The following is a 20,233-nucleotide window of genomic DNA, read 5'->3' on the forward strand; positions in this document are numbered from 1 at the left end:
AATCGGGGGCTGAACCGTGCGGGTCGGGGGCAGCGCCGGGCACCAGGGCCCCTCCCGTCGGGCGGGGCGACAACTGAGAACAAAGGAGCACGGCCATGGCCGTCGTCACTATTCGCCAGCTGCTCGACAGCGGCGTGCACTTCGGGCACCAGACCCGCCGGTGGAACCCGAAAGTCAAGCGCTTCATCCTGACCGAGCGCAGCGGCATCCACATCATCGACCTGCAGCAGTCGCTCGCCTACATCGACAAGGCCTACGACTTCGTCACCGAGACGGTCGCCCACGGCGGCACCATCCTCTTCGTCGGCACCAAGAAGCAGGCGCAGGAGTCGATCGCCGAGCAGGCCACGCGCGTCGGCCAGCCCTACGTCAACCAGCGCTGGCTCGGTGGTCTGCTCACCAACTTCCAGACCGTGTCGAAGCGCCTCGCGCGCATGAAGGAGCTCGAAGAGCTCGACTTCGACGACACCACCAAGGGCTTCACCAAGAAAGAGCTGCTGATCAAGAAGCGCGAGCTCGACAAGCTGCACAAGTCGCTCGGCGGTATCCGCAACCTCACGAAGACCCCGAGCGCCATGTGGGTCGTCGACCCCAAGCGCGAGCACCTCGCGATCGACGAGGCCAAGAAGCTGGGCATCCCGGTCATCGGCATTCTCGACACGAACGCCGACCCCGATGAGCTGGCCTACCCGATTCCGGGCAACGACGACGCGATCCGCTCGGTGGCGCTGCTGACGCGCATCATCGCGGATGCTGCTGCCGAGGGTCTGATCCGCAAGCACCAGAAGCCCGAAGCCGAGGGCAACGTCTCGGCCGTCGAGCCCCTCGCCGAGTGGGAGCGCGAACTGCTCGAGCAGGGTGCTGCCGCTGCTGAGGCGCCCGCCGCGGACGCCCCTGCGGCTGCTGCCGAGGCTGAGGTCGTCGCTGAGGCGCCTGTGGCCGAGGCTGAGGTCGTCGCTGAGGCGCCTGTCGCCGAGGCTGAGGTCGTCGCTGAGGCGCCTGTCGCCGAGGCTGAGGTCGCTGCCGAGGAGCCCGCTGCCGAGGAGCCCGCTGCCGAGGAGCCCGCCGCTGAGAAGCCGGCGAAGAAGGCCCCTGCCAAGAAGAAGCCCGCCGCCGAGGCTGACGCCCCGGCTGCCGAGACCGAGTAAGGACCCCTCTATGGCGAACGTCAGCCTGGAAGACATCAAGACCCTGCGCGAGCGCCTCGGCACCGGCATGGTCGACACGAAGAACGCTCTCGTCGAGGCCGAGGGCGACCTCGAGAAGGCGACCGAGATCCTGCGGCTCAAGGGTGCGAAGGGCAACGCGAAGCGTGCTGACCGCTCCACGAGCGAGGGCCTCATCGCCGCCCACGAGGGTGCCGGTGCGACCACGATGATCGAGCTCGCGTGCGAGACCGACTTCGTCGCCAAGGGCGAGAAGTTCGTCGCCCTCGGTGAGCGCGTGCTCGCCGCGGTCGTCGCCGCCGGTGCCGCGACGGTCGAGGCGGCTCTTGCCGCTCCGGTCGACGGCTCGACCGTCGCCGCGATCATCGACGAAGAGGCCGCCATCATCGGCGAGAAGTTCGAGCTGCGCCGCGTGGCGCGCCTCGAGGGCTCGCAGTTCGCGATCTACCTGCACCGCACTAACAAAGACCTGCCGCCGCAGGTCGGCGTGGTCGTGGCGTACGAGGGGTCGGACGCCGAGACGGCGCGCAGCATCGCGCAGCACATCTCGTTCGCCGACCCGCAGTACCTGACGCGCGACGAGGTTCCGACCGAGGCGGTCGAGACCGAGCGCCGCATCGTCGAGGAGATCTCGCGCAACGAGGGCAAGCCCGAGGCCGCGCTGCCGAAGATCGTCGAGGGTCGCGTCGGCGCCTTCTTCAAGCAGGTGGCCCTGCTCGAGCAGGACTACGCGCGCGACAACAAGCTCACCGTGTCGACGGTGCTGAAGGATGCCGGTCTGACCGTCACGGGCTTCGCCCGTTTCAAGGTCGGCGCCTAGCTCGCACACGATCGAACGCCCCGGGTCTGGTTCAGACCCGGGGCGTTCGTCGTCGGGCGGCGGCTCGCCCGGTGCAGACCGCCCAGTGACCTGGTTCGCCCCATAGCGCGGTGACGCGGTGGCGCGGTTCGCCCAATGACCCGACTCGCGCGGTGACGCGGTGACGCGGTAGCGCGGTGACCCGGTTCATCCGCTGGCCCGGCCCGACCCGCTGCTCAGCTCGCGGAGACCCCGAGCGCTCGCTCAGCCGCGGCGATCACGGCGGCCCGGTCGTGCCCGAGCTGCTGCAGCACGCGCGCCACGGTGCCGTGCTCCCGTTCGGCGACGGCGATGAGCACGTGCGCCGCACGCAGGCCGGTGGGGGAGCGTCGGGCGAGCTCTCGCGCCCGCTGGAAGACCTGCTGCGCGCTGACGTCGGCGCGGTACGCCCCCGAGGCGGCCGGCAGTGCGGCGGCGTTCGGCGGCGCCTCGACGCCCACGGCAGCGAGGGCCGCGGCGTGCACGGCGGCGATGCCGGCGCGCACGGTCTCCGCATCGGTCGGCACCGCCCGGCGCGCAGAGTCGTCGTCGAGCAGCAGCGCGGCCAGCAGCAGGTGCTCGGCGCCCGGTTCGGGGTCGCCGAGGGCGCGGGCCTCCCGCTCGGCGGTCGTGAGCAGGTCGGCGATGAGCCGCAGGTCGTGGCGGGCTGTCGTGAGGGGCACAGTGGATCCTTTCCGGGGGTGCGCGGGGCGGTCGGTCAGTGAGGCGGTCAGTGAGGCAGTCGGCGAGGCAGTCGGCGGGGCGGTCAGCGGTCGATCGGCGTGGCGGTCAGCGAGCGGTGCGGCGGGCGGGCGCGAGTCGCTTGTGCGCGGCCTGCGCGGTCATCCCGAGCGCCTGGCCGATCTCGGCCCAGGTCCAGTGCGCGGCGAGAGCGCTGTCGACAGCGTCGCGTTCGAGGGCGGCGGCGAGCCGGCGCAGGGCGACGACGGCGGCGAGCGCCTCGGCGGGGTCGTCGGGCGAGGGGATGCGGATGCTCTCGGGCATGACATCAACCTAGGTTGACGGCGCGCAGCTGTCAACTCCGGTTGATGCATCTCGCCGCACCTCCGGCGCCGAACGCCCTACGCTGGAGGCACCGCTTGACCTGGAGGAGTTCACTGTGGCCGACAAGAAACGACGCGTTCTGCTGAAGCTCTCGGGGGAGGCCTTCGGAGGCGGCTCGCTCGGGGTGAACCCCGACATCGTGAGCGGCATCGCGCGCGAGATCGCCGATGCGGCGACAGACGTCGAGGTCGCGATCGTCGTGGGTGGCGGCAACTTCTTCCGCGGCGCCGAGCTCAGCCAGCGCGGTATGGACCGCGGTCGCGCCGACTACATGGGCATGCTCGGCACGGTCATGAACGCCCTGGCCTTGCAAGACTTCCTCGAGCAGGCGGGCGCCCAGGTGCGCGTGCAGTCCGCCATCCAGATGACCCAGGTCGCCGAGCCCTACATTCCGCTGCGCGCCGAGCGCCACCTGGAGAAGGGCCGCGTCGTCATCTTCGGCGCTGGCGCGGGGCTCCCGTACTTCTCGACCGACACGGTCGCGGCGCAGCGCGCGCTCGAGATCGGTGCGGTCGAAGTGCTCGTGGCGAAGAACGGCGTCGACGGCGTCTACAGCGACGACCCGCGGCGCAACCCCGACGCCCGAAAGCTTGACAGCATCACCTATCAAGAGGCGCTCGTGAAGGGCCTCAAGGTCGTCGACTCGACGGCGTTCTCGCTGTGCATGGACAACGGCATGCCGATGGTCGTCTTCGGCATGGAGCCGGGCGGCAACATCGCGCGGGCCATCCGCGGCGAGCGCATCGGCACGCGCGTCTCGAACTGAGCGAGTGCTCGGCCGGTTAGGTATGATCTAAGGGACGCGACCGCGTCGCCCGCCGACGACCTGCCGGGAGAGCATCCATGACCGACGCCGTCACCATCGCCACGGGAGTGCCCGGCATCAGCGTGCGGCTGACGCCGACCGAGCGTTTCACCTTCGGAAGCTTCGTCGACTGCAACATGGCGACGGCGTGGGTCGGTGACCGGTTCCGCATCTTCCCGGGCAAGTACGGGGAGGACCCCGTCTGGGGGCAGGCGAACGAGCTCAAGCACGCCGACGGTGCGACCGTGGCCGAGGCGTTCTCGCGGCGTCCGGAAGAGTTCGTCGAGCCCGTCATGCCGCCGAACACCCCGCCGGGCGAGCCCGGCCTGCACGGCGCGGTGTGGTTCGAGACGGTCTACCAAGAGCCCTCCGACCCCACCGGCCGCACCCTCTACGCGCTGTACCACAACGAGAACTACCCCGAGACGCTGCCCTACGACCCGGCGACGGGGGAGGGGCTACGCGCCGACGACTGGCCGCCCGGGCTGACCGGCCCCGAGTCGGTGCAGGCCGTGCCCCGCATCGGCATCATGAAGTCGACGGACGGCGGAGAGAGCTGGGCCAACCACGGCATCCTGCTGGAAGACCGCGATGACCGCATGATCCGCCTGCCCGTCAACCGCAACAACTGCTTTCCCGGCGGGGTCGGCGACCCGAGCGCCGTCGCGTCGGGCGATCACCTCTACGTGTTCTACGGCGAGTACGCCTACCCCGAGGCGTGGGATGCCCGCACCTGGTCACGCGAGACCGAGGCCGCGGCGCAGTGCGTGAGTGTGGCTCGCGTGCCGCTCGCCGCGCTCGACGAGCCCACGGGCGCCGCGCGGCGCTGGAGCGGCACCGCCTTCGATGCGCCGTGGGACGGCGTCGGGCAGCCGATCGCGAGCCTGCGCATCCCGGCATCGGAGGGCGGCGGCGCCGTCTCGCAGGGCGACGAGCTCTACTACTGGGGCCCCTCGGTCAGCTGGAACGAGCACCTCGAGGCCTGGGTCATGCTGCTCGGGCGCGTCGACGGCAGCTTCTGGGTGGGCGACAGCCTGTTCGTGTCGATCAACCCGCACCGCGACCTCGGCGAGGGCGACAACGCGCAGCAGTGGTCGACACCCGTGCGCATCGTGCACCGCCCCGGCCACACGCTCTGGTACCCCTCGCTGCAGCCCACCGACTCGCCGGAGGATCTCGCGGCGAAGCGCACGTGCCTGCGTCTCGGCCGCGAGGCGCGGCTGTTCTTCAAAGACATGGCGGGCGATGAGCACGTGTACATCAGCGACTACCGCGTGGAGTTCGTGCGCGAGTGACGCGCGTCACGCGCGTGCCCGCGGTGCGCCACCGCGCGCGCCCGGGTGCGCCACCGCGCGCCTAGGCTGATCGGGTGATCGCCGCCCTGCTCATCGCCGGCGCCGCGATCGCTCACGCGACGTGGAACATCGCGATGAAGCGCGCGGGCACGAGCGGCACGCCGTTCATCGCCGCGACGCTCGTGGTCGGCGTCGTGATCTTCGCGCCGTTCGGCGTCTCGGCGCTCATCGCCGCACCGCCGACGACCTCCGCCGTCGTGCCGCTCGTGCTCGGCAGCGCTGGGCTGCAGCTCGCCTACTTCCTGCTGCTGCAGCGCGCCTACCGGCTCGCCGACGTCGGCGTCGTGTACCCGGTGGCGCGCGGCACCGGGCCGCTGCTGAGCGTCATCGGAGCGGTGCTCCTGCTCGGCGAGCGGCCCGGCCTCGTCGCGCTCGCGGGTGCGGCGCTCGTCGTTGCCGGGGTCGTCGTCATCGGCACGGCGGCCGCGCGCGCACCGATCGGCGAGCGGGATTCGACCGCGCGGCGCTGGCGGGGCATCCGCTACGGGGCGGCGGTCGGCGTCGTCATCGCCGCCTACACGCTGTGGGATGCGGCCGCCGTCACGCGCGCCGATCTCGAGCCCGTCGGCTACTACTGGGCGAGCATGGTCGTGCAGTTGGGCGTGCTGCTGCCCCTCGCGCTGCGCGAGCGCGGGGCGCTCGCGCGAACCGTGCGCGAGCACCCCGTCGCGATCGGGCTCGTCGGCGCGCTCTCACCGCTCGCCTACGTCGCGGTGCTCGTCGCCTACACGCTCGCGCCCGTGTCGATCGTGGCCCCGGCCCGCGAGGTGAGCGTCGTGCTCATCGCCCTTGCCGGCTGGCTGCTGCTGCGCGAGCCGCACCCGGTGCGGCGCCTGCTCGGCAGCGTCATCGTGCTCGCGGGCATCGCGCTGCTGGGCCTCGGCTGATGCCCCTCCGGTGCTGGCTCGACCACTAGACTCGGGGTCGACCCACCGAAGGAGCCGCCGTGATCGCCGATGTTCTGGCCGAAGCCACCGAGAAGATGACCAAGGCCGTCGAGGTCGCGAAAGAAGACTTCGCGACCGTGCGCACGGGCCGGGCCAACCCGCAGCTGTTCCAGAAGATCCTCGTCGAGTACTACGGCACCCCGACGCCGCTCGCCCAGCTCGCGAGCCTGCAGAACCCCGAAGCGCGCACGATCCTCATCACGCCCTACGACAAGAGCGCGCTGAAGGAGATCGAGAAGGCGATCGTCAACTTCCCGAACCTCGGGGCGAGCCCCAACAACGACGGCGAGATCATCCGCGTCACGATGCCCGAGCTGACGGAGGACCGTCGCAAGGAGTACGTGAAGATCGTCAAGCAGAAGGCGGAGGACTGCAAGGTCTCGATCCGCAACATCCGCCGCAAGGCGAAAGACGACCTCGACGCCCTCAAGAGCGAGGTCGGCGACGACGAGGTCGCGCGCGCCGAGAAGGAGCTCGAGGCGATCACGAAGCGGGCGACCGACGCCGCGGAGGACGCGCTCAAGAAGAAGGAAGCCGAGCTGCTCGAGGTCTAGATGCCCGAGACGCCCGAATCCGCGCCGCCCGCAGCGGCCCCCGAGCACGAGGCTCCGCGCACCGCGCGGCGGCCCGCTCGCGGCCGTGCCGGCTCGGCGCGTGGCGAGGTCGAGGCGGCCATCCACGACATCGAGAACACGGTGCACAATCTCGAGGCGAAAGCGCGCGAGATGGATGCCCGCATCGAGGCCCGCGCCGGTCGCAGCCTGACCAAGGCCATCTTCTTCGGTCTGGTTCTCGGCCTGGCGCTGCTGTTCAGCCTCATCGTTCTCAAGCAGCTCTTCATGATCTTCGTCGCCGCGCTCGTGGCCTTCACCGTCTACGAGCTCGCGAGCGCGCTGCGCTTCGCGGGGCGCGATATCCCGCGCATCCCCCTCGTGATCGCCGCGATCGGCGTCGTGCCGCCCGCGTTCTACCTCGGTGCGCCGGGGCTGTGGTGGGCGTTCCTCGCGGGCGTCGCGTTCGTGAGCCTGTGGCGCATCGTCGAGACCGCGCGTCCCGCCATGCGTCAGCCGGGCGTCTCCCTGCGCACCGACCTCGCGGCGGGCGTCTTCGTGCTCAGCTACGTGCCCCTGCTCGCGGGCTTCGCGGTCGTCATGACGGCGCAGCCGGGCGGCGAATGGTGGGTGCTCGCGTACCTCATCGTGGTCATCGCGATCGACACGGGCGCCTACGCCTCGGGCGTGCTGTTCGGCAAGCACCCCATGGCGCCGCGCATCAGCCCGAAGAAGACCTGGGAGGGTTTCGCGGGCTCGGTCGTCGCCGCGACCCTCGCAGGCATCCTGCTCGCCGTGCTCATGATCGGCACCGAGTGGTGGGTCGGCCTCATCCTGGCCCTGACGCTCGTCGGCGTCGCGACGCTCGGCGACCTCACCGAGTCGCTCATCAAGCGCGACCTCGGCATCAAAGACATCTCGACCTGGCTGCCGGGCCACGGCGGGTTCCTCGACCGGCTCGACTCGATGCTGCCGTCGACGATCGCCGCGTACGTCATCTTCACGCTGCTGGGCTGAGGCGGGCGCCTCGGCGCCGCGTGGCACGGGTGGCGGCGCGACTGCGGCAGAATGGTGCGGTGACTTCGACCTTCCCCCTCGCCCGATCGGGCAAGCCCGGCTACGACGCCGAGGAGGTCGATGCGTTTCTCGAGCGGGCCCGCGAGGCATTCTCGGCGCCGCTCGGCGACGGCGCGACCTTGACGAGCGACGAGATCCGGCACACGGCGTTCCGGGTCGTGCGCAAGGACGGCTACTCGGCCCGGCACGTCGATGCCGCTCTCGAGCGACTCGAGGAGGCCTTCGCGGGTCGCGAGCGCGAACAGGGCATCGCGAGCCTGGGGGCCGAGGCCTACTACGCGCAGGCCCGCGCGACGGCCCAAGAGATCATCGATCGCCTCGCTCGACCGGCGGGCAAGAAGTTCCGTCGTCTCAGCCCGCTCACGCGCGGATACCACCCCGCCGACGTCGACGCCTTCGCCGTGCGCATCTCGGCGTACTTCGAGAACGGCCAGGCGCTGCCCGTCGAGACGGTGCGCACGATCGCGTTCCGACCCCGCTACCGCGGCTACGACGAGGCCCAGGTCGACCTGCTGCTCGACACCGTGATCGGGCTCATGCTGGCCGTTCGCTGAGCCCCGCGGCGCCCGTCGGGTAGAATCGGGGCACTGTGGGAAAGCATGCTTCGACGCCGACGCGCCCCACTGCGGTGACCGAGCGGTGGATGCGCGCTGATCGGCGACCCCTTCCGGCCTCGATCGAGCGGCATGTGCGCACGCCGTGGTCGCTGCCCGTCTTCGCCTCGGTCGTGTCGCTCGCGTTCGTGCTCGTGTCGATCACCGACCACTCGCCGGCGATGGCGCTCGAGGTCACCGCCCCGGCCTCGCCGCAGCAGACGCAGGTCGTCGCGGCCTCCGACGACTACGTCAGCAGCATCGAGCGCACGCAGTGGAAGACCTCGCAGGTCGTCACCTACGGCACCGCTCCGGCCGCCGGCACGCCTGATCCCGGTTCGGCGAAGGCGATCGCGCTCGAGATGGTGACAGCACGCGGCTGGTCGGCGAACCAGTACAACTGCCTCGTCGCGCTCTGGAACAAGGAGTCGGGCTGGAACGTCTACGCCCACAACAAGAGCTCGGGCGCCTATGGGATTCCGCAGGCGCTGCCGGGCACCAAGATGGCCTCGGCGGGGGCGGACTGGGCGACGAATCCGCGCACGCAGATCACGTGGGGCCTCGGCTACATCCAGGGCCGCTACGGCGACCCGTGCGGCGCCTGGGGGCACAGCCAGCGCGTCGGCTGGTACTAGGCCCGCGCATCCATGCCCCGCAGCAATCGGCCGCGCAGCAGGCGCCGCGGTGACGAGCCTGTCGAGCCGTTCGATCTCGACCGCCTGAGCGCGGGCCTGCGTCGCACGGAGGTCAAGCGCTCGGGCACCTGGAACGTGCAAAGCGTCTCGGCCGCCTCCGCGCAGAAGGTGTACCTGTGTCCGGGCTGCCGCCTCGACGTGCCGGTCGGCCAGGCGCACATCGTGGCCTGGCGCGCCGACGGGCTCATGGGCGAGCAGGCCGACCTGGCCGACCGCCGGCACTGGCACTCCCACTGCTGGAGGATGGAACCATGAGCGAGCCGATCCGCAGCGCGACCGTGCTGCCCGCCCACCGCACCGACATCGAACTGCGCACGCCCGATGGCCTCACGCTCGTCGGCGAGCTCTCGCTGCCCGAGAGTCACGACCCCGTCGCGACGCTCGTGTGCCTGCACCCGCTGCCGACGGCGGGCGGCTACATGGACTCGCACATCATCCGCAAGGCCGCCGCGCGCCTGCCCGCGCTCGCCGATATCGCCGTGCTGCGCTTCAACTTCCGCGGCGTCAGCTCGCCGCGGGGCACGAGCGAGGGATCGTTCGGCCACGGCGACGATGAGCGATTCGATCTGGATGCGGCGATGGCGTTCGTCGCCGAGCGCGGTCTTCCCGACCCCTGGCTGCTCGGCTGGTCGTTCGGCACGGAGGTGGCCCTCAAGCACGGCCTCGAGCACGCCGTCGTGGGGGCGATCCTGCTCTCGCCGCCTCTGCACCGCACGAGCGCCGACGAGGTCGCCGCGTGGGCGGGCAGCGGCAAGCGACTCGTCGTGGTCGTCCCCGAGCTCGACGACTACCTGCGGCCGGCCGAGGCGCTCGAGCGCTTCGCGAGCGTGCCCGAGCGCGAGTTCGTCGCGGTCGAGGGCGGCAAGCACTTGTGGGTCGGCGAGAACCAGACCGCGCGCGTGCTGACCGAGATCGTGGCGCGGCTCAACCCCGCGGTGCTGCCGCTGCCGACCGAGTGGCCGTGACCTCGCGAGCGCTGCGCGCCTGAGCGCAGCCGCGCCGCTACTTCTCTTCGAGCTTCGGCACGACCACCTGGTCGATGATGATGAGGATCGACGCCGCGACCGGAATCGCGATGAGGGCGCCGAGGATGCCGAGCAGCGTGCCGCCGATGAGGGCCGCGATGACCACGACGACGCCCGGCACCTTGACGGCGCGGTTCATGATGTTGGGGCTGAAGACGTAGGCCTCGATCTGCATGTAGACGAGGTACCAGACCGCCGCGACGATCACGGTGATCAGCGAGTCGGGGTTGACGAGCAGCTGGGTGGCCACGATGAGGATCGAGCCCGAGAGCGTTCCGACGAGCGGCACGAGCGAGAACAGGAAGGCGATGAAGGCGAACAGCGCCGGATACGCGGCGCCGATGATGCTGAGGAAGATGAAGCTCAGCACGCCGTTGATGAAGGCGAGCGTCACCTGCCCGACGACGTAGCGGCCGACGGCCTGCGCCACCTGCTCGGAGATGTCGACGAACTGCTCGCGGCGCGAGCGCGGCACGAGGCGGTACAGGGCCTTCTTGATCGAGCTCAGCGAGGCCGTGAAGTACAGGGTGAGGATGAGGATGATGAGGGCGCCGAAGACGCCCGTCGCGATCGAGACGCTCACCGACAGCACGCCACCGCCGATCTGGGCGAGGTTGTCGGGGTCGGTGAGGTAGACGAGCGCATCCTGCGCCGCAGCCCGCACGTCGAGGATCTCGATCGGGATGATGCTCTGCACCTGCGACAGCAGCTCGTCGAGCGAGGCAGGGTTGGTGACGTACTCCGTGATCTGGGTGATGAGCTTGCTCGACTGCTCGACCACGACGGGGATGATCGCGAAGACGAGGCCGGCGAAGAGCCCGAGCACGCCGAGGAGCACCGTCAGGATCGCGGCCCAGCGGGGCCACTTGCGCGACTCGAGCCACGAGATGAGCGGGTCGAGCCCGAGCGCGATGAAGATCGCCGCACCGATGTAGGTGAGGATCGTCGCGAGCGAGGCGAAGGCGCCCCCGATGAGCAGGGCGATGAGCACGCCGAGCCCGCCGAAGATGCCGAGGCGGAACGCGTTCTGGATCTTCACGGATGTCCTCCGGTCGTGGTCGACGAGGACTACTCGTCGCGGGTGGAGAGCGCCTCTGCCTGCGACAGTACCCCGCGCAGTCCCTCGAAGTAGCCCGCCACGGCGTCGCGCTCGACACGGATGCGAGCCATGCGCTCCTCCGCGTCGGCGACCATCGCGGCAGTGCGCTCCTCAGCATCGCGCAGCAGGTCGGCGGCGCGGCGCTCGGCGTTCTCGAGCACGTCCCGGGCCGTCGAGTCGGCCGATGCCCGCAGGGCCTCGGCCTCGTCGCGCGCAGACCGCTCGAGCGACTCGGCTTCGGTGCGCACGGCCGCCGCGCGCTCCTGTGCGGCGGTGAGCTGCGCGGTCGCTTCGTCGAGGTAGCGCTGGGTCTGCGCCACGGCATCCTGCTGGCGGGTCAGGTACTCGCGCTCGGCTTCCTCGCGACGAGCGGTCAGCTCGACGTCGAGGTCGATGCGGGCCTGCTCCGCCTCGCGGGTGAGGCGCGCGCGGTGCGCATCGGCGTCGTGCTGCAGCTGAGCGCGCTGCTGCTCGGCCGCGTCGGCGAGCTGGCGGCGCTGCTGCTCGACCGCGCGCTCGAGGGCCGTGGTCTGCTCAGCGGCGGCGGCGGCGTGCGCTGCGCGCTGCTCGGCGACCTCGCGCTCGACGGCGGCACGTGCCTCCGCAATCTCGCGCTCGGCGGCCGCGCGGGCATCGGCGACCTCGTGAGCGAGGGCGGACCGGGTGCTCGCGACCTCTTCGGCGAGGGCCGTGCGGGCGGACTCCAGCTCGAGCTCGAGGGCGGCGCGACCGGCGCTGATGTGCTGCTCGAGCGCGGTGCGGCTGCGGGTCTCGAGCTGCTCGACCTCGGTGCGGCGGCGCGACTCCTCGGCCTCCCACTCGGCCTGGCGGCGCGTGAGCTCGCCCTCCACCGACTCGCGAGCGGCGGCGAGCTCGGCCTCGAGGTCGGCGCGTGCATTGCGCAGGTCGTCGTCGAGCTGGGCGCGGCGCGTGGCGTCGTCGCTCTCGAAGGCGGCCCGCGCGCGCTCGGTGTCGCGGGCGAGAGCGCCCGCAGCCTCGCGGGCCTCAGCGACCTCGCGGTCGGCGACGACGCGCAGCTCGGCGAGTTCGCGCTCGGTCTCGGCCCGCAGGGCGGCCGCCTCGCGCTTGGCCGTGGCGCGCGCTTCGGCCGCCTCGGTCGCGACGGCGCCGCGAATGGCGGCCGCCTCGCGCGTGGCCTCCTGCACGAGCGCATCGGCTTCGGTGCGGGCGCGGGCGACGGTCTCCTCCGCCTCGCGCACGGCCGACTCGGTGATCTGGGTGGCGCGCGTGGCGGCCTCGGTCACCATGCGCTCGGTGCGCTCGGCGGTCTCCGCCTGCAGGCGCTGCGCCTCGGTCTGCGCGCTCGCGCGCAGCTTCTCGGCGTCGATGTCGGCCTGGCTGATGAGGCGCGTCGACTGCTCTTCGGCGACCCGCAGCGTCTGCTCGAGCTTCGTGCCGAGCCCCGCATACGTCGGGCGGCCGACCTCGTCGAGCTCGGCCTGCAGGTCGTCGATGACTGCTTGCAGCCGCCCGACCTCCTTGGCCGCCTCCGCCCGATCGGTGTTCGCCTTGATCAGCTCGCGGCGGATCTCCTGCAGCGCCCGGTCGACGTCTTCGCGCTTGTAGCCGCGCATCTCGGATCCGAAGTCGTACTCAGTGTCTGCCACGTGCCGTCTCCCGGGGGAATAAGGGGGTTAACCGGTTCGAGTGTAGTCGGCGGCGAGGCTCTCGCGGCCTGCCGGGGTCTCGCCGACGAGGCCGCACGCGGGCCTCGAATGGGCGCTCGGCCGCGCATCCGCTATTCTGGAACGTCTTTGTTCTGCTGGACGCCCGCCTTCCGTGGTGGGAGAGCCCGATGTCGAGCGCAGGTGGATCGACGCGAACCGCGTCGAGAGTTCGCTCCACCGCCGGACGTTCATGGGCCGCGATCGACCTCGATCGCAAGCGCCAGCACGAGAGGAGTAGACCCGTGCGATTCATCGCAGCGATCGTGTTCTTCGTCATCGCCGTCGTCGGAGTCGGACTGGGAGTCGCCCAGCGCACCGTGTGGGCCCCGCCCGACCGGGTGACGGCCGATCTCTCGCTCGACAGCCCCGTATCGGTGACGGTCGTCGACGGCAGCGCGCTCAACGCCTATGAGGGCCGCCAGACGGTGACCATCGAGGGCGGCGTGGTCGCCCCGTCGGTGCCCGAGCCCGAGCCCTCCGAGGTTCCCGCCGTCGGTGAGACGCCCGCCGCGAGCCCCGACCCCGACGCTGCCACCGAGACCGAGGCGATCACCGCGGCCTACGGGCGCACCGCCGACGTGATGGCCTGGGTCGGCGCCGCGAGCTACAACCGGGTGACCTGGGATGCGGAGAACGGCACCTTCGTCACCGAGACGGTCGTCGGCACCGAGAGCACCGTGCCGAACCCGTACGGCGGCGACCTCTGGTACGGCGACTTCGAGGGCGAGGGCGAGCTGGGCCTGACGATCAACGTGCCCGACGACATCTCGCTGCTCGTCGTCTCTGACGGCACGCTGCCCGCGCCGCAGCAGCTCTCGGTCACGTGGCCGCTCGACAACAGCACGCCGTTCTCGACGATGCTCATCCTCGGCGGCGTCGGCTCGCTCGTCGTCGGACTGCTCTTCCTACTGTGGGCGCTGCTGCACATGCGCCGCCAGCGCGGTCCGCGCCGCAAGACGCCGAAGATGCCGAAGGTGCCCAAGCCCTCGCGGTACCGCCCGACCTCGAGCCGGGCGCTGCTGGGCCGGCCGAAGGGCCGTCGCGCCGCGCAACGGGTGGCGCTCGTGCCGGGCCTGCTGATCGGCTCGGTGCTGCTCGCGGCCTGCACCACGGGGGGAGCGGGAGTCGTCGCGACTCCCACGCCCGAGGCCACCGAGGTCGCCGAGACCCCCGCGGTCGCGGTCACCGAGAATCAGCTGGAGCGCATCGTCTCGCGCGTCGCCCTGACGATCCAGCAGGCCGACGACGAGCTCGACGACGAGCTCGCCGCCACGCGACTGGCCGGGCCCGCGCTCGAGCTGCGCGAGGCCAGCTACACGATCCGCGACGACGAGGACGACTTCGCGATCGTGCCGACGATCCCTGCGGGCGATGTGCAGCTCACGCTGCCCCAGCGGCTTCCCGACGAGGGCGACACCTGGCCCCGGTCCGTGCTCGCGATCGTGCGGGAGCCGGCGACCGTCAATGACGAGGGCGAGGAGCAGCAGACTCCTCCGCTCGCGCTTCTGCTCGTGCAGGACGACCCGCGCAGCCAGTACAAAGTGCACTACGCGATCACCGTGACGCTGCCCGAGGGCGCCGAGCGGCCCGAAGTGGCTCCGGCCGAGCTCGGGGCGCCGCTGCTTCCGCGGGACACGCCCCTCTTGGCCGTGAGCCCGGCGGATGTGGCGGCCGGCTACGCCGACGTGCTGCTCACGGGCGAGGAGAGCGAATCGTTCCCGCTCTTCCAAGCCGAGGGCGACACGCTCGTCGAGCAGATCGGCGCCGCCGCCAAGGCCGAGCGCAAGGCCGACCTGCCGGACACGGCGGCCATCGGCTTCTCGAACACCGTCGGCGAGGCCGAGATCTTCTCCTTCGTTACGAACGACGGCGGCGCACTCGTCATGCTCTACCTGACCGAGTCGGAGAGCGTGAAGCCGACGCAGGCCGGGGCCGCCGTCAACGCCCCTGCCGCGGTCGCGGCGCTCGCAGGACGCTCGCAGAGCACACGCGGCATCGTCGCGACCTACGGCATCCAGGTGCTGTTCTCGGTGCCGCCCGTCGGCAGCGAGGAGCAGGTCGTGCTGCTGGGCTACACCCAGGGCCTCATCGCCGCGAGGGAGATCCGATGACCGACGCTCGACTCTCGGGCGGCACCCTGCGCGGTGCCGTCGACCTCTCGGGCCTCGTGCGGGCCGCGCAGGCTCCCGCACCAGCGGCGGGAGCGGCACCCGCACCGACGGGCCTCATGCGTGACGTCGACGACGTGTCGTTCGGCGAGGTGGTCGAGCAGTCGCGCACCGTTCCCGTCGTCGTCGAGTTCTACGCCGACGGCATCGCGCCCGTTCTCGGCCCGATCATCGCTTCCTATGGTGGCCGGCTCGCGCTCGCGACGGTCGACGGCAACCGCAGCCCCCAGGTCGCGCAGGCCTTCCAGATCCAGCAGGTTCCCGCGGTGGTGGCGCTCGTCGGCGGTCGACCGCTGCCGCTCTTCGTCGGCATGCCGAGCGAACCCGAGGTGCGCCAGGTGCTCGACCAGGTGCTCGAGCTCGCCGCGCAGAACGGCGTCACGGGCAGCATCCCCGTCGATGGCGACGAGGAGGGCGCCGAGCCCGTCGAGCCGCCCCTGCCGCCCCTGCACCAGGAGGCCTACGACGCCATCAGTGCCGGCGACTACGCCGCGGCGGCGACTGCCTACCGCACGGCCATCGCCCAGAACCCCCGCGACCAGCTCGCCGTGGCCGGGCTCGCCCAGGTCTCGCTGCTGCAGCGGCTCGAGGGGCTCGTCGCGGCCGACGTGCGCGCTGCGGCCGCCGCCGCTCCCGATGACGCGGATGCGCAGCTCGCGGTCGCCGACCTCGACCTCAGCGGGGGCCATGTCGACGACGCGTTCGCGCGCCTGCTGCGCGTCTTCCCCGGCCAGCAGGCCGAGGCGAAGGCGACGATCCGTGCCCGGTTTCTCGACTACTTCGAGATCGTGGGGGCCGACGACCCGCGCACGATCGCGGGGCGCCGCGCGCTCACAAACCTGCTGTACTGACGCGCGCTCCTCACTCGCGCTGCAGGTACAGGCCCGCGAGCGGCGGCAGCGTGAGCTCGACCGACGCCGGTCGGCCGCCCCACGGGGTGTCGGTCGCGTGCACGCTGCCGAAGTTGCCGACGCCCGAGCCGCCGAACTCTTCCGCATCGGTGTTGATGACCTCGCGCCAGGTGCCCGCCGCGGGCAGCGGCAGCCGGTAGGGCCCCACCGGGTTGCCGCTGAAGTTGAACACGCCCACCAGCGGTGCCCCGTGGGCGTCACGGCGCTCGAACGCGATGACGTTGTTGCCGGCGTCGCCTCCTTCGAGCCACGAGAAGCCCTCGGGGGAGTTGTCGAGCTCCCACAGCGCGGGCGTCTCGCGGTACACGCGGTTGAGCTGGCTCACGAGGTGGTGCAGGCCGCGGTGCACGGGCTGGTCGAGAATCCACCAGTCGAGTCCGCGCTCTTCGCTCCACTCGCTCGGCTGCCCGAACTCCTGGCCCATGAACAGCAGCTGCTTGCCGGGGTGCGCCCACATGAACGAGAGGTAGGCGCGCACGTTGGCGAGCTTCTGCCACTGGTCGCCCGGCATCTTGGCGAGCAGCGAGCCCTTGCCGTGCACGACCTCGTCGTGGCTGATCGGCAGCATGAAGTTCTCGCTGAACGCGTAGAGGAAGCTGAAGGTGATCTCGTTGTGGTGGTGCGAGCGCCACATCGGGTTGCGCGCGAAGTAGCTGAGGGTGTCGTGCATCCAGCCCATGTTCCACTTCATGCCGAAGCCGAGGCCGCCCTCGCTCGTGGCCTTCGTCACACCCGGCCACGAGGTCGACTCTTCGGCGATCATGACGATGCCGGGCACGCGCTTGTACGCGGTCGCGGTCGCCTCCTGCAAGAACGCGATGGCTTCGAGGTTCTCGCGCCCGCCGAGCACGTTGGGCAGCCACTGCCCGTCGCTGCGCGAGTAGTCGAGGTAGAGCATGCTCGCGACGGCGTCGACCCGCAGACCGTCGATGTGGAATTCCTCGAGCCAATAGAGCGCGTTGGCGACGAGGAAGTTGCGCACCTGGCTGCGGCCGAGGTCGAAGATGTAGGTGCCCCAGTCGGGGTGCTCACCCCGTCGGGGGTCGGGATGCTCGTACAGGGCCGCCCCGTCGAACCGGCCGAGCGCCCACTCGTCCTTCGGGAAGTGCGCGGGAACCCAGTCCATGATCACGCCGATGCCGGCCTGGTGGAGGCGGTCGATGAGGTACCGGAGGTCATCCGGGTGCCCGAATCGTGACGTCGGGGCGAAGTAGCCCGTCACCTGGTAGCCCCACGAGGGGCCGTAGGGGTGCTCGGCGAGCGGCATGAACTCGATGTGCGTGAAGCCGAGCTGCGTGACGTACTCGATGAGCGGGTCGGCGATCTCGCGATACCCGAGCCCGGGCCGCCACGAGCCGAGGTGCATCTCGTAGACGCTCATGGGGGCGTCGTGCGGGTTGCGAGCCGCACGGCTCGCCATCCACTCGCCGTCGCCCCAGGCGTACTGCGAGTCGCCGACGACGGATGCGGTGGCCGGGGGCGTCTCGGTGTAGCGCGCCATCGGATCAGCGCGGGTCACCCACGTGCCCTCGGCCGTGAGCAGCTCGAACTTGTAGGTGGAGCCGGCCCCGAGCCCGGGCACGAAGAGCTCCCAGACGCCGTTGTCGTCGAGGCGGCGCATGGCGTGGCCGAGGCCGTTCCAGCTGTTGAAGTCGCCGACCACGCGCACGGCCTGCGCGTGCGGCGCCCAGACGCTGAAGCTCGTGCCGTCGACGTCTTCGTGCGGGCGGTGGTGGGCGCCGAGCACCTGCCAGAGCTGCTCGTGGCGCCCTTCGGCCCACAGGTAGAGGTCGACCTCGCCGACGCTCGGCACGAAGCGGTAGGGGTCGTCGGCGTGCCAGTCGGGGCCGCCGTCGTAGGCGGTGCGCACGGTGTAGGCCTGGCCCTCGTCGAGCCCGCCGGGCAGCAGCCCGTGCCAGAGCCCATCGGCGTCGTGGGCGAGCGCGTGCTCGGTGCCGTCGGCGCGCACGATCGTGACGCTCGCAGCGAGCGGACGCACGACGCGCACGAGCCAGCCGCCGTCGACGTGCCGCTGACCGAGCGCGTCGTGCGGGCGCGGGTGCCGGCCGTCGACGAGCGCGCGACGGTGGTCGGGGTGCAGCGGCGGCGGACCGTCCTTCTTCTTCGCAACCATCACGTGCCCTTCGGGTACTCGATACGCAGAATGTGCACGGGCTCGACGAAGGCGTCGAGCCGCACGAAGTTGTCGGCGCCCCACCGGAACTTCTCGCCCGTGATGAGGTCTTTCACGTCGAAGGTCGATCCGGGCTCGAGCCCGAGCGCCGCGAGGTCGAGGTGCACGGTCGTCTGGCGGGCAGAGTGCGGGTCGACGTTCGCGACGACGATGATGCCGTCGCTGCGCCCACTGCGCACGAAGCGACCGGGAAGCACCTTCGCGTAGACGAGGATCGCCTCGTCGTCGCTCCAGTGCACGCTCAGGTTGCGCAGCTGGCGCAGCGCGGGGTGCTCGTTGCGGATGCGGTTGAGCGTCGTCAGGTACGGCGCGATCGATGCCCCGGCCTTCTCGGCAGCCGCCCAGTCGCGCGGCTTGTACTCGTACTTCTCGTTGTCGATGTTCTCTTCGCTGCCCGGCCGCGCGACGTTCTCGATGAGCTCGTACCCGGCGTAGACGCCCCACGTGGGGCTCGCGGTGGCGGCGATCGCCGCGCGCACCTTGTAGGCGGGAACACCCCCGAACTGCAGGTACTCGGTGAGGATGTCGGGCGTGTTGACGAAGAGGTTGGGCCGCAGGAAGGCGCTCGTCTCGCGGCTGAGCTCGGCGAGGTAGGTCTCGAGCTCGACCTTCGTGTTGCGCCACGTGAAGTAGGTGTACGACTGCTGGAATCCGGCTCCGGCGAGGGCCTGCATCATGGGCGGCCGCGTGAAGGCCTCGGCGAGGAAGACGATGTCGGGGTGGGCGGAGCGCACCTCGTGCAGCAGCCACTCCCAGAAGTGCAGCGGCTTGGTGTGCGGGTTGTCGACGCGGAAGATGCGCACCCCCCGCTCGATCCACAGCAGCACGATGCGCAGCACCTCACGGCTGAGTCCCTCGAAGTCGTTGTCGAAGTTGAGGGGGTAGATGTCCTGGTACTTCTTCGGCGGGTTCTCGGCGTAGCGGATCGTGCCGTCGGGCAGCGTCGTGAACCATTCGGGATGCTCGCTCACCCACGGGTGGTCGGGCGCGCACTGCAGGGCCAGGTCGATGGCCACCTCGATGCCGTTCTTGGCCGCGGCCGCGACGAAGGCCTCGAAGTCGGCGACCGTGCCGAGGTCGGGGTGCACGGCGTCGTGGCCGCCCTCGCTCGAGCCGATGGCCCAGGGGCTGCCGGGGTCGTGGGGTCCGGGTGTGAGCGTGTTGTTGGGGCCTTTGCGGTTGAGGCGGCCGATCGGATGGATGGGCGGCAGGTAGAGCACGTCGAAGCCCATGCTCGCCACGGCCGGCAGGCGCTTGGTCGCGGTCGCGAAGGTGCCGCTCTGCCACGAGCCGTCTTTGCGGCGCTTGGCGCCTTCTGAGCGGGGGAAGAACTCGTACCAGCTGCCGACGGCGGCGCGCGTGCGCTCGACGTGCAGGGCGAGCCACTCGCTCGCCGTGCGGAGGCTCTGCAGCGGGTGCCGGCCGACGGCGGCGACGACGCGAGCGTCGGTCGCGACGGCGAGGCGCGCCGCCGGGGTCAGCGTGGTCGTCGACATGGCGGTGCGCGCATCCGTCAGCACCGAGGCCGCCGGGTCGCCCGCCGCGTGGGTCGCCGCCCGCTCGAGCAGTTGGGCGCCCTCGAGCAGCATGAGCTCGACGTCGACGCCCGCCGCGATCTTGACGGTGGCGGCGTGCAGCCAGGTCGCCCAGTCGTCGGCCCAGGCCTCGACGTGCCAGCGCCAGGTGCCCGTCTGCTCGAGCGGCACCTCGGTCTGCCAGCGGTCGGTGCCGGCGACTCGCTGCTCGAGGGGGTGGCGCTCGACCGTGCCGTCGGGGGCCGTGAGCACGACCTCGGCGCCGAGGATGTCGTGGCCCTCGCGGAACACCGTGGCGGCGAAGGGCACGACCTCGCCGGCGAAGGCTTTGCTCGGCCAGCGGTTCTCGGGCTGCTGGGGGCTCAAGTGACGGATCGGGATGCGCCCGATGCGGTGGGTGAAGGGCGGTGTCTGCGTCGTTGCCACCCCTTGACCCTACGCCGGGGGCGGGGTGGATGCGCGGGTCGCGCGGGCCCGGACGCCAGCCTCGCGGGCCGTGTCGGCACAAGGGGGGACTAAAT

At 71.1% G+C, this 20,233-nt stretch carries 19 protein-coding genes; 13 read left to right on the plus strand and 6 right to left on the minus strand.

All coding sequences use genetic code 11. The features are described from left to right. Positions 1-95 precede the first annotated feature (95 nt). Together rpsB and tsf are read left to right on the plus strand one after the other, a co-directional pair. Positions 96-1,148, plus strand: coding sequence for a 30S ribosomal protein S2 (rpsB, locus tag NNL39_RS08980; RefSeq protein ID WP_255158951.1), 1,053 nt, complete (start codon positions 96-98; stop codon positions 1,146-1,148). Positions 1,149-1,158: 10 nt separating this feature from the next. After that, positions 1,159-1,986, plus strand: a complete 828-nt coding sequence (gene tsf, locus NNL39_RS08985) for a translation elongation factor Ts (RefSeq protein WP_255158952.1) — start codon at positions 1,159-1,161, stop codon at positions 1,984-1,986. A gap of 215 nt (positions 1,987-2,201) precedes the next feature. On the opposite strand, the gene NNL39_RS08990 is transcribed toward tsf, so the two are convergent. Both NNL39_RS08990 and NNL39_RS08995 read right to left on the minus strand, forming a co-directional pair. Further along, positions 2,202-2,687: a Clp protease N-terminal domain-containing protein gene (locus tag NNL39_RS08990; protein ID WP_255158953.1), complete on the minus strand. Its 486-nt coding sequence runs from the start codon at positions 2,685-2,687 to the stop codon at positions 2,202-2,204. A gap of 106 nt (positions 2,688-2,793) precedes the next feature. Continuing rightward, the gene (locus NNL39_RS08995) at positions 2,794-3,009 is read right to left on the minus strand and encodes an RNA polymerase subunit sigma-70 (RefSeq protein ID WP_255158954.1); all 216 of its coding nucleotides are present in this window, start codon (positions 3,007-3,009) and stop codon (positions 2,794-2,796) included. Between the two features lie 115 nt (positions 3,010-3,124). Between NNL39_RS08995 and pyrH the strand changes: the two genes are divergently transcribed. From pyrH to NNL39_RS09040, 9 genes are all read left to right on the plus strand, one after another. Further along, on the plus strand, positions 3,125-3,835 hold the full coding sequence (pyrH, locus tag NNL39_RS09000; RefSeq protein WP_255158955.1) for a UMP kinase: 711 nt from the start codon (positions 3,125-3,127) through the stop codon (positions 3,833-3,835). Between the two features lie 77 nt (positions 3,836-3,912). Beyond that, positions 3,913-5,169 (plus strand): hypothetical protein, encoded by a 1,257-nt coding sequence (locus NNL39_RS09005; RefSeq protein ID WP_255158956.1) that lies wholly within the window; start codon positions 3,913-3,915, stop codon positions 5,167-5,169. Positions 5,170-5,243: 74 nt separating this feature from the next. After that, on the plus strand, positions 5,244-6,116 hold the full coding sequence (locus tag NNL39_RS09010; RefSeq protein WP_255158957.1) for a DMT family transporter: 873 nt from the start codon (positions 5,244-5,246) through the stop codon (positions 6,114-6,116). A gap of 59 nt (positions 6,117-6,175) precedes the next feature. Continuing rightward, positions 6,176-6,730: a ribosome recycling factor gene (frr, locus tag NNL39_RS09015; RefSeq protein ID WP_255158958.1), complete on the plus strand. Its 555-nt coding sequence runs from the start codon at positions 6,176-6,178 to the stop codon at positions 6,728-6,730. Continuing rightward, positions 6,731-7,744, plus strand: a complete 1,014-nt coding sequence (locus NNL39_RS09020; protein WP_255158959.1) for a phosphatidate cytidylyltransferase — start codon at positions 6,731-6,733, stop codon at positions 7,742-7,744. Positions 7,745-7,803: 59 nt separating this feature from the next. Continuing rightward, entirely contained in the window at positions 7,804-8,358 is a 555-nt protein-coding gene (locus NNL39_RS09025) for a DivIVA domain-containing protein (protein ID WP_255158960.1), read from the plus strand. Positions 8,359-8,393: 35 nt separating this feature from the next. Next, positions 8,394-9,032, plus strand: coding sequence for an aggregation-promoting factor C-terminal-like domain-containing protein (locus NNL39_RS09030; protein WP_255158961.1), 639 nt, complete (start codon positions 8,394-8,396; stop codon positions 9,030-9,032). Between the two features lie 12 nt (positions 9,033-9,044). Beyond that, positions 9,045-9,347 (plus strand): hypothetical protein, encoded by a 303-nt coding sequence (locus tag NNL39_RS09035; RefSeq protein WP_255158962.1) that lies wholly within the window; start codon positions 9,045-9,047, stop codon positions 9,345-9,347. Continuing rightward, positions 9,344-10,057: an alpha/beta hydrolase gene (locus tag NNL39_RS09040; protein WP_255158963.1), complete on the plus strand. Its 714-nt coding sequence runs from the start codon at positions 9,344-9,346 to the stop codon at positions 10,055-10,057. The genes NNL39_RS09035 and NNL39_RS09040 overlap by 4 nt, the downstream gene beginning before the upstream one ends. A gap of 37 nt (positions 10,058-10,094) precedes the next feature. Here NNL39_RS09040 and NNL39_RS09045 read toward each other — a convergent pair whose 3' ends face one another. Continuing rightward, positions 10,095-11,156 (minus strand): AI-2E family transporter, encoded by a 1,062-nt coding sequence (locus NNL39_RS09045; protein ID WP_255158964.1) that lies wholly within the window; start codon positions 11,154-11,156, stop codon positions 10,095-10,097. Positions 11,157-11,185: 29 nt separating this feature from the next. After that, complete coding sequence (locus NNL39_RS09050) at positions 11,186-12,844, minus strand: coiled-coil domain-containing protein (RefSeq protein WP_255158965.1); 1,659 nt, start codon at positions 12,842-12,844, stop codon at positions 11,186-11,188. Positions 12,845-13,146: 302 nt separating this feature from the next. On the opposite strand from NNL39_RS09050, the gene NNL39_RS09055 reads away from it, so the two are divergent. Both NNL39_RS09055 and NNL39_RS09060 read left to right on the plus strand, forming a co-directional pair. After that, positions 13,147-15,015: a hypothetical protein gene (locus NNL39_RS09055; RefSeq protein WP_255158966.1), complete on the plus strand. Its 1,869-nt coding sequence runs from the start codon at positions 13,147-13,149 to the stop codon at positions 15,013-15,015. Further along, positions 15,012-15,923: a tetratricopeptide repeat protein gene (locus NNL39_RS09060; protein ID WP_255158967.1), complete on the plus strand. Its 912-nt coding sequence runs from the start codon at positions 15,012-15,014 to the stop codon at positions 15,921-15,923. The genes NNL39_RS09055 and NNL39_RS09060 overlap by 4 nt, the downstream gene beginning before the upstream one ends. Positions 15,924-15,933: 10 nt before the next feature. Here the strand turns inward: NNL39_RS09060 and glgB are convergent, their stop codons facing one another. Beyond that, a complete protein-coding gene (gene glgB, locus NNL39_RS09065; protein ID WP_407665108.1) occupies positions 15,934-18,117 on the minus strand; it encodes a 1,4-alpha-glucan branching protein GlgB in 2,184 nt (727 codons plus the stop codon). Continuing rightward, positions 18,117-20,138, minus strand: coding sequence for an alpha-1,4-glucan--maltose-1-phosphate maltosyltransferase (locus NNL39_RS09070; RefSeq protein WP_407665110.1), 2,022 nt, complete (start codon positions 20,136-20,138; stop codon positions 18,117-18,119). The genes glgB and NNL39_RS09070 overlap by 1 nt, the downstream gene beginning before the upstream one ends. Between the last annotated feature and the right edge of the window lie 95 nt (positions 20,139-20,233).

It is taken from the genome of Microcella humidisoli (genome assembly GCF_024362325.1).
Taxonomy (GTDB): domain Bacteria; phylum Actinomycetota; class Actinomycetes; order Actinomycetales; family Microbacteriaceae; genus Microcella; species Microcella humidisoli.

Bases quoted from the DNA above. Each gene is read 5' to 3' on its own strand.
- rpsB (WP_255158951.1), top strand. From the start codon at position 96: ATGGCCGTCGTCACTATTCGCCAGCTGCTCGACAGCGGCGTGCACTTC.
- tsf (WP_255158952.1), top strand. From the start codon at position 1,159: ATGGCGAACGTCAGCCTGGAAGACATCAAGACCCTGCGCGAGCGCCTC.
- NNL39_RS08995 (WP_255158954.1), bottom strand. From the start codon at position 3,009: ATGCCCGAGAGCATCCGCATCCCCTCGCCCGACGACCCCGCCGAGGCG.
- NNL39_RS09005 (WP_255158956.1), top strand. From the start codon at position 3,913: ATGACCGACGCCGTCACCATCGCCACGGGAGTGCCCGGCATCAGCGTG.
- NNL39_RS09020 (WP_255158959.1), top strand. From the start codon at position 6,731: ATGCCCGAGACGCCCGAATCCGCGCCGCCCGCAGCGGCCCCCGAGCAC.
- NNL39_RS09035 (WP_255158962.1), top strand. From the start codon at position 9,045: ATGCCCCGCAGCAATCGGCCGCGCAGCAGGCGCCGCGGTGACGAGCCT.
- NNL39_RS09040 (WP_255158963.1), top strand. From the start codon at position 9,344: ATGAGCGAGCCGATCCGCAGCGCGACCGTGCTGCCCGCCCACCGCACC.
- NNL39_RS09060 (WP_255158967.1), top strand. From the start codon at position 15,012: ATGACCGACGCTCGACTCTCGGGCGGCACCCTGCGCGGTGCCGTCGAC.
- glgB (WP_407665108.1), bottom strand. From the start codon at position 18,117: ATGGTTGCGAAGAAGAAGGACGGTCCGCCGCCGCTGCACCCCGACCAC.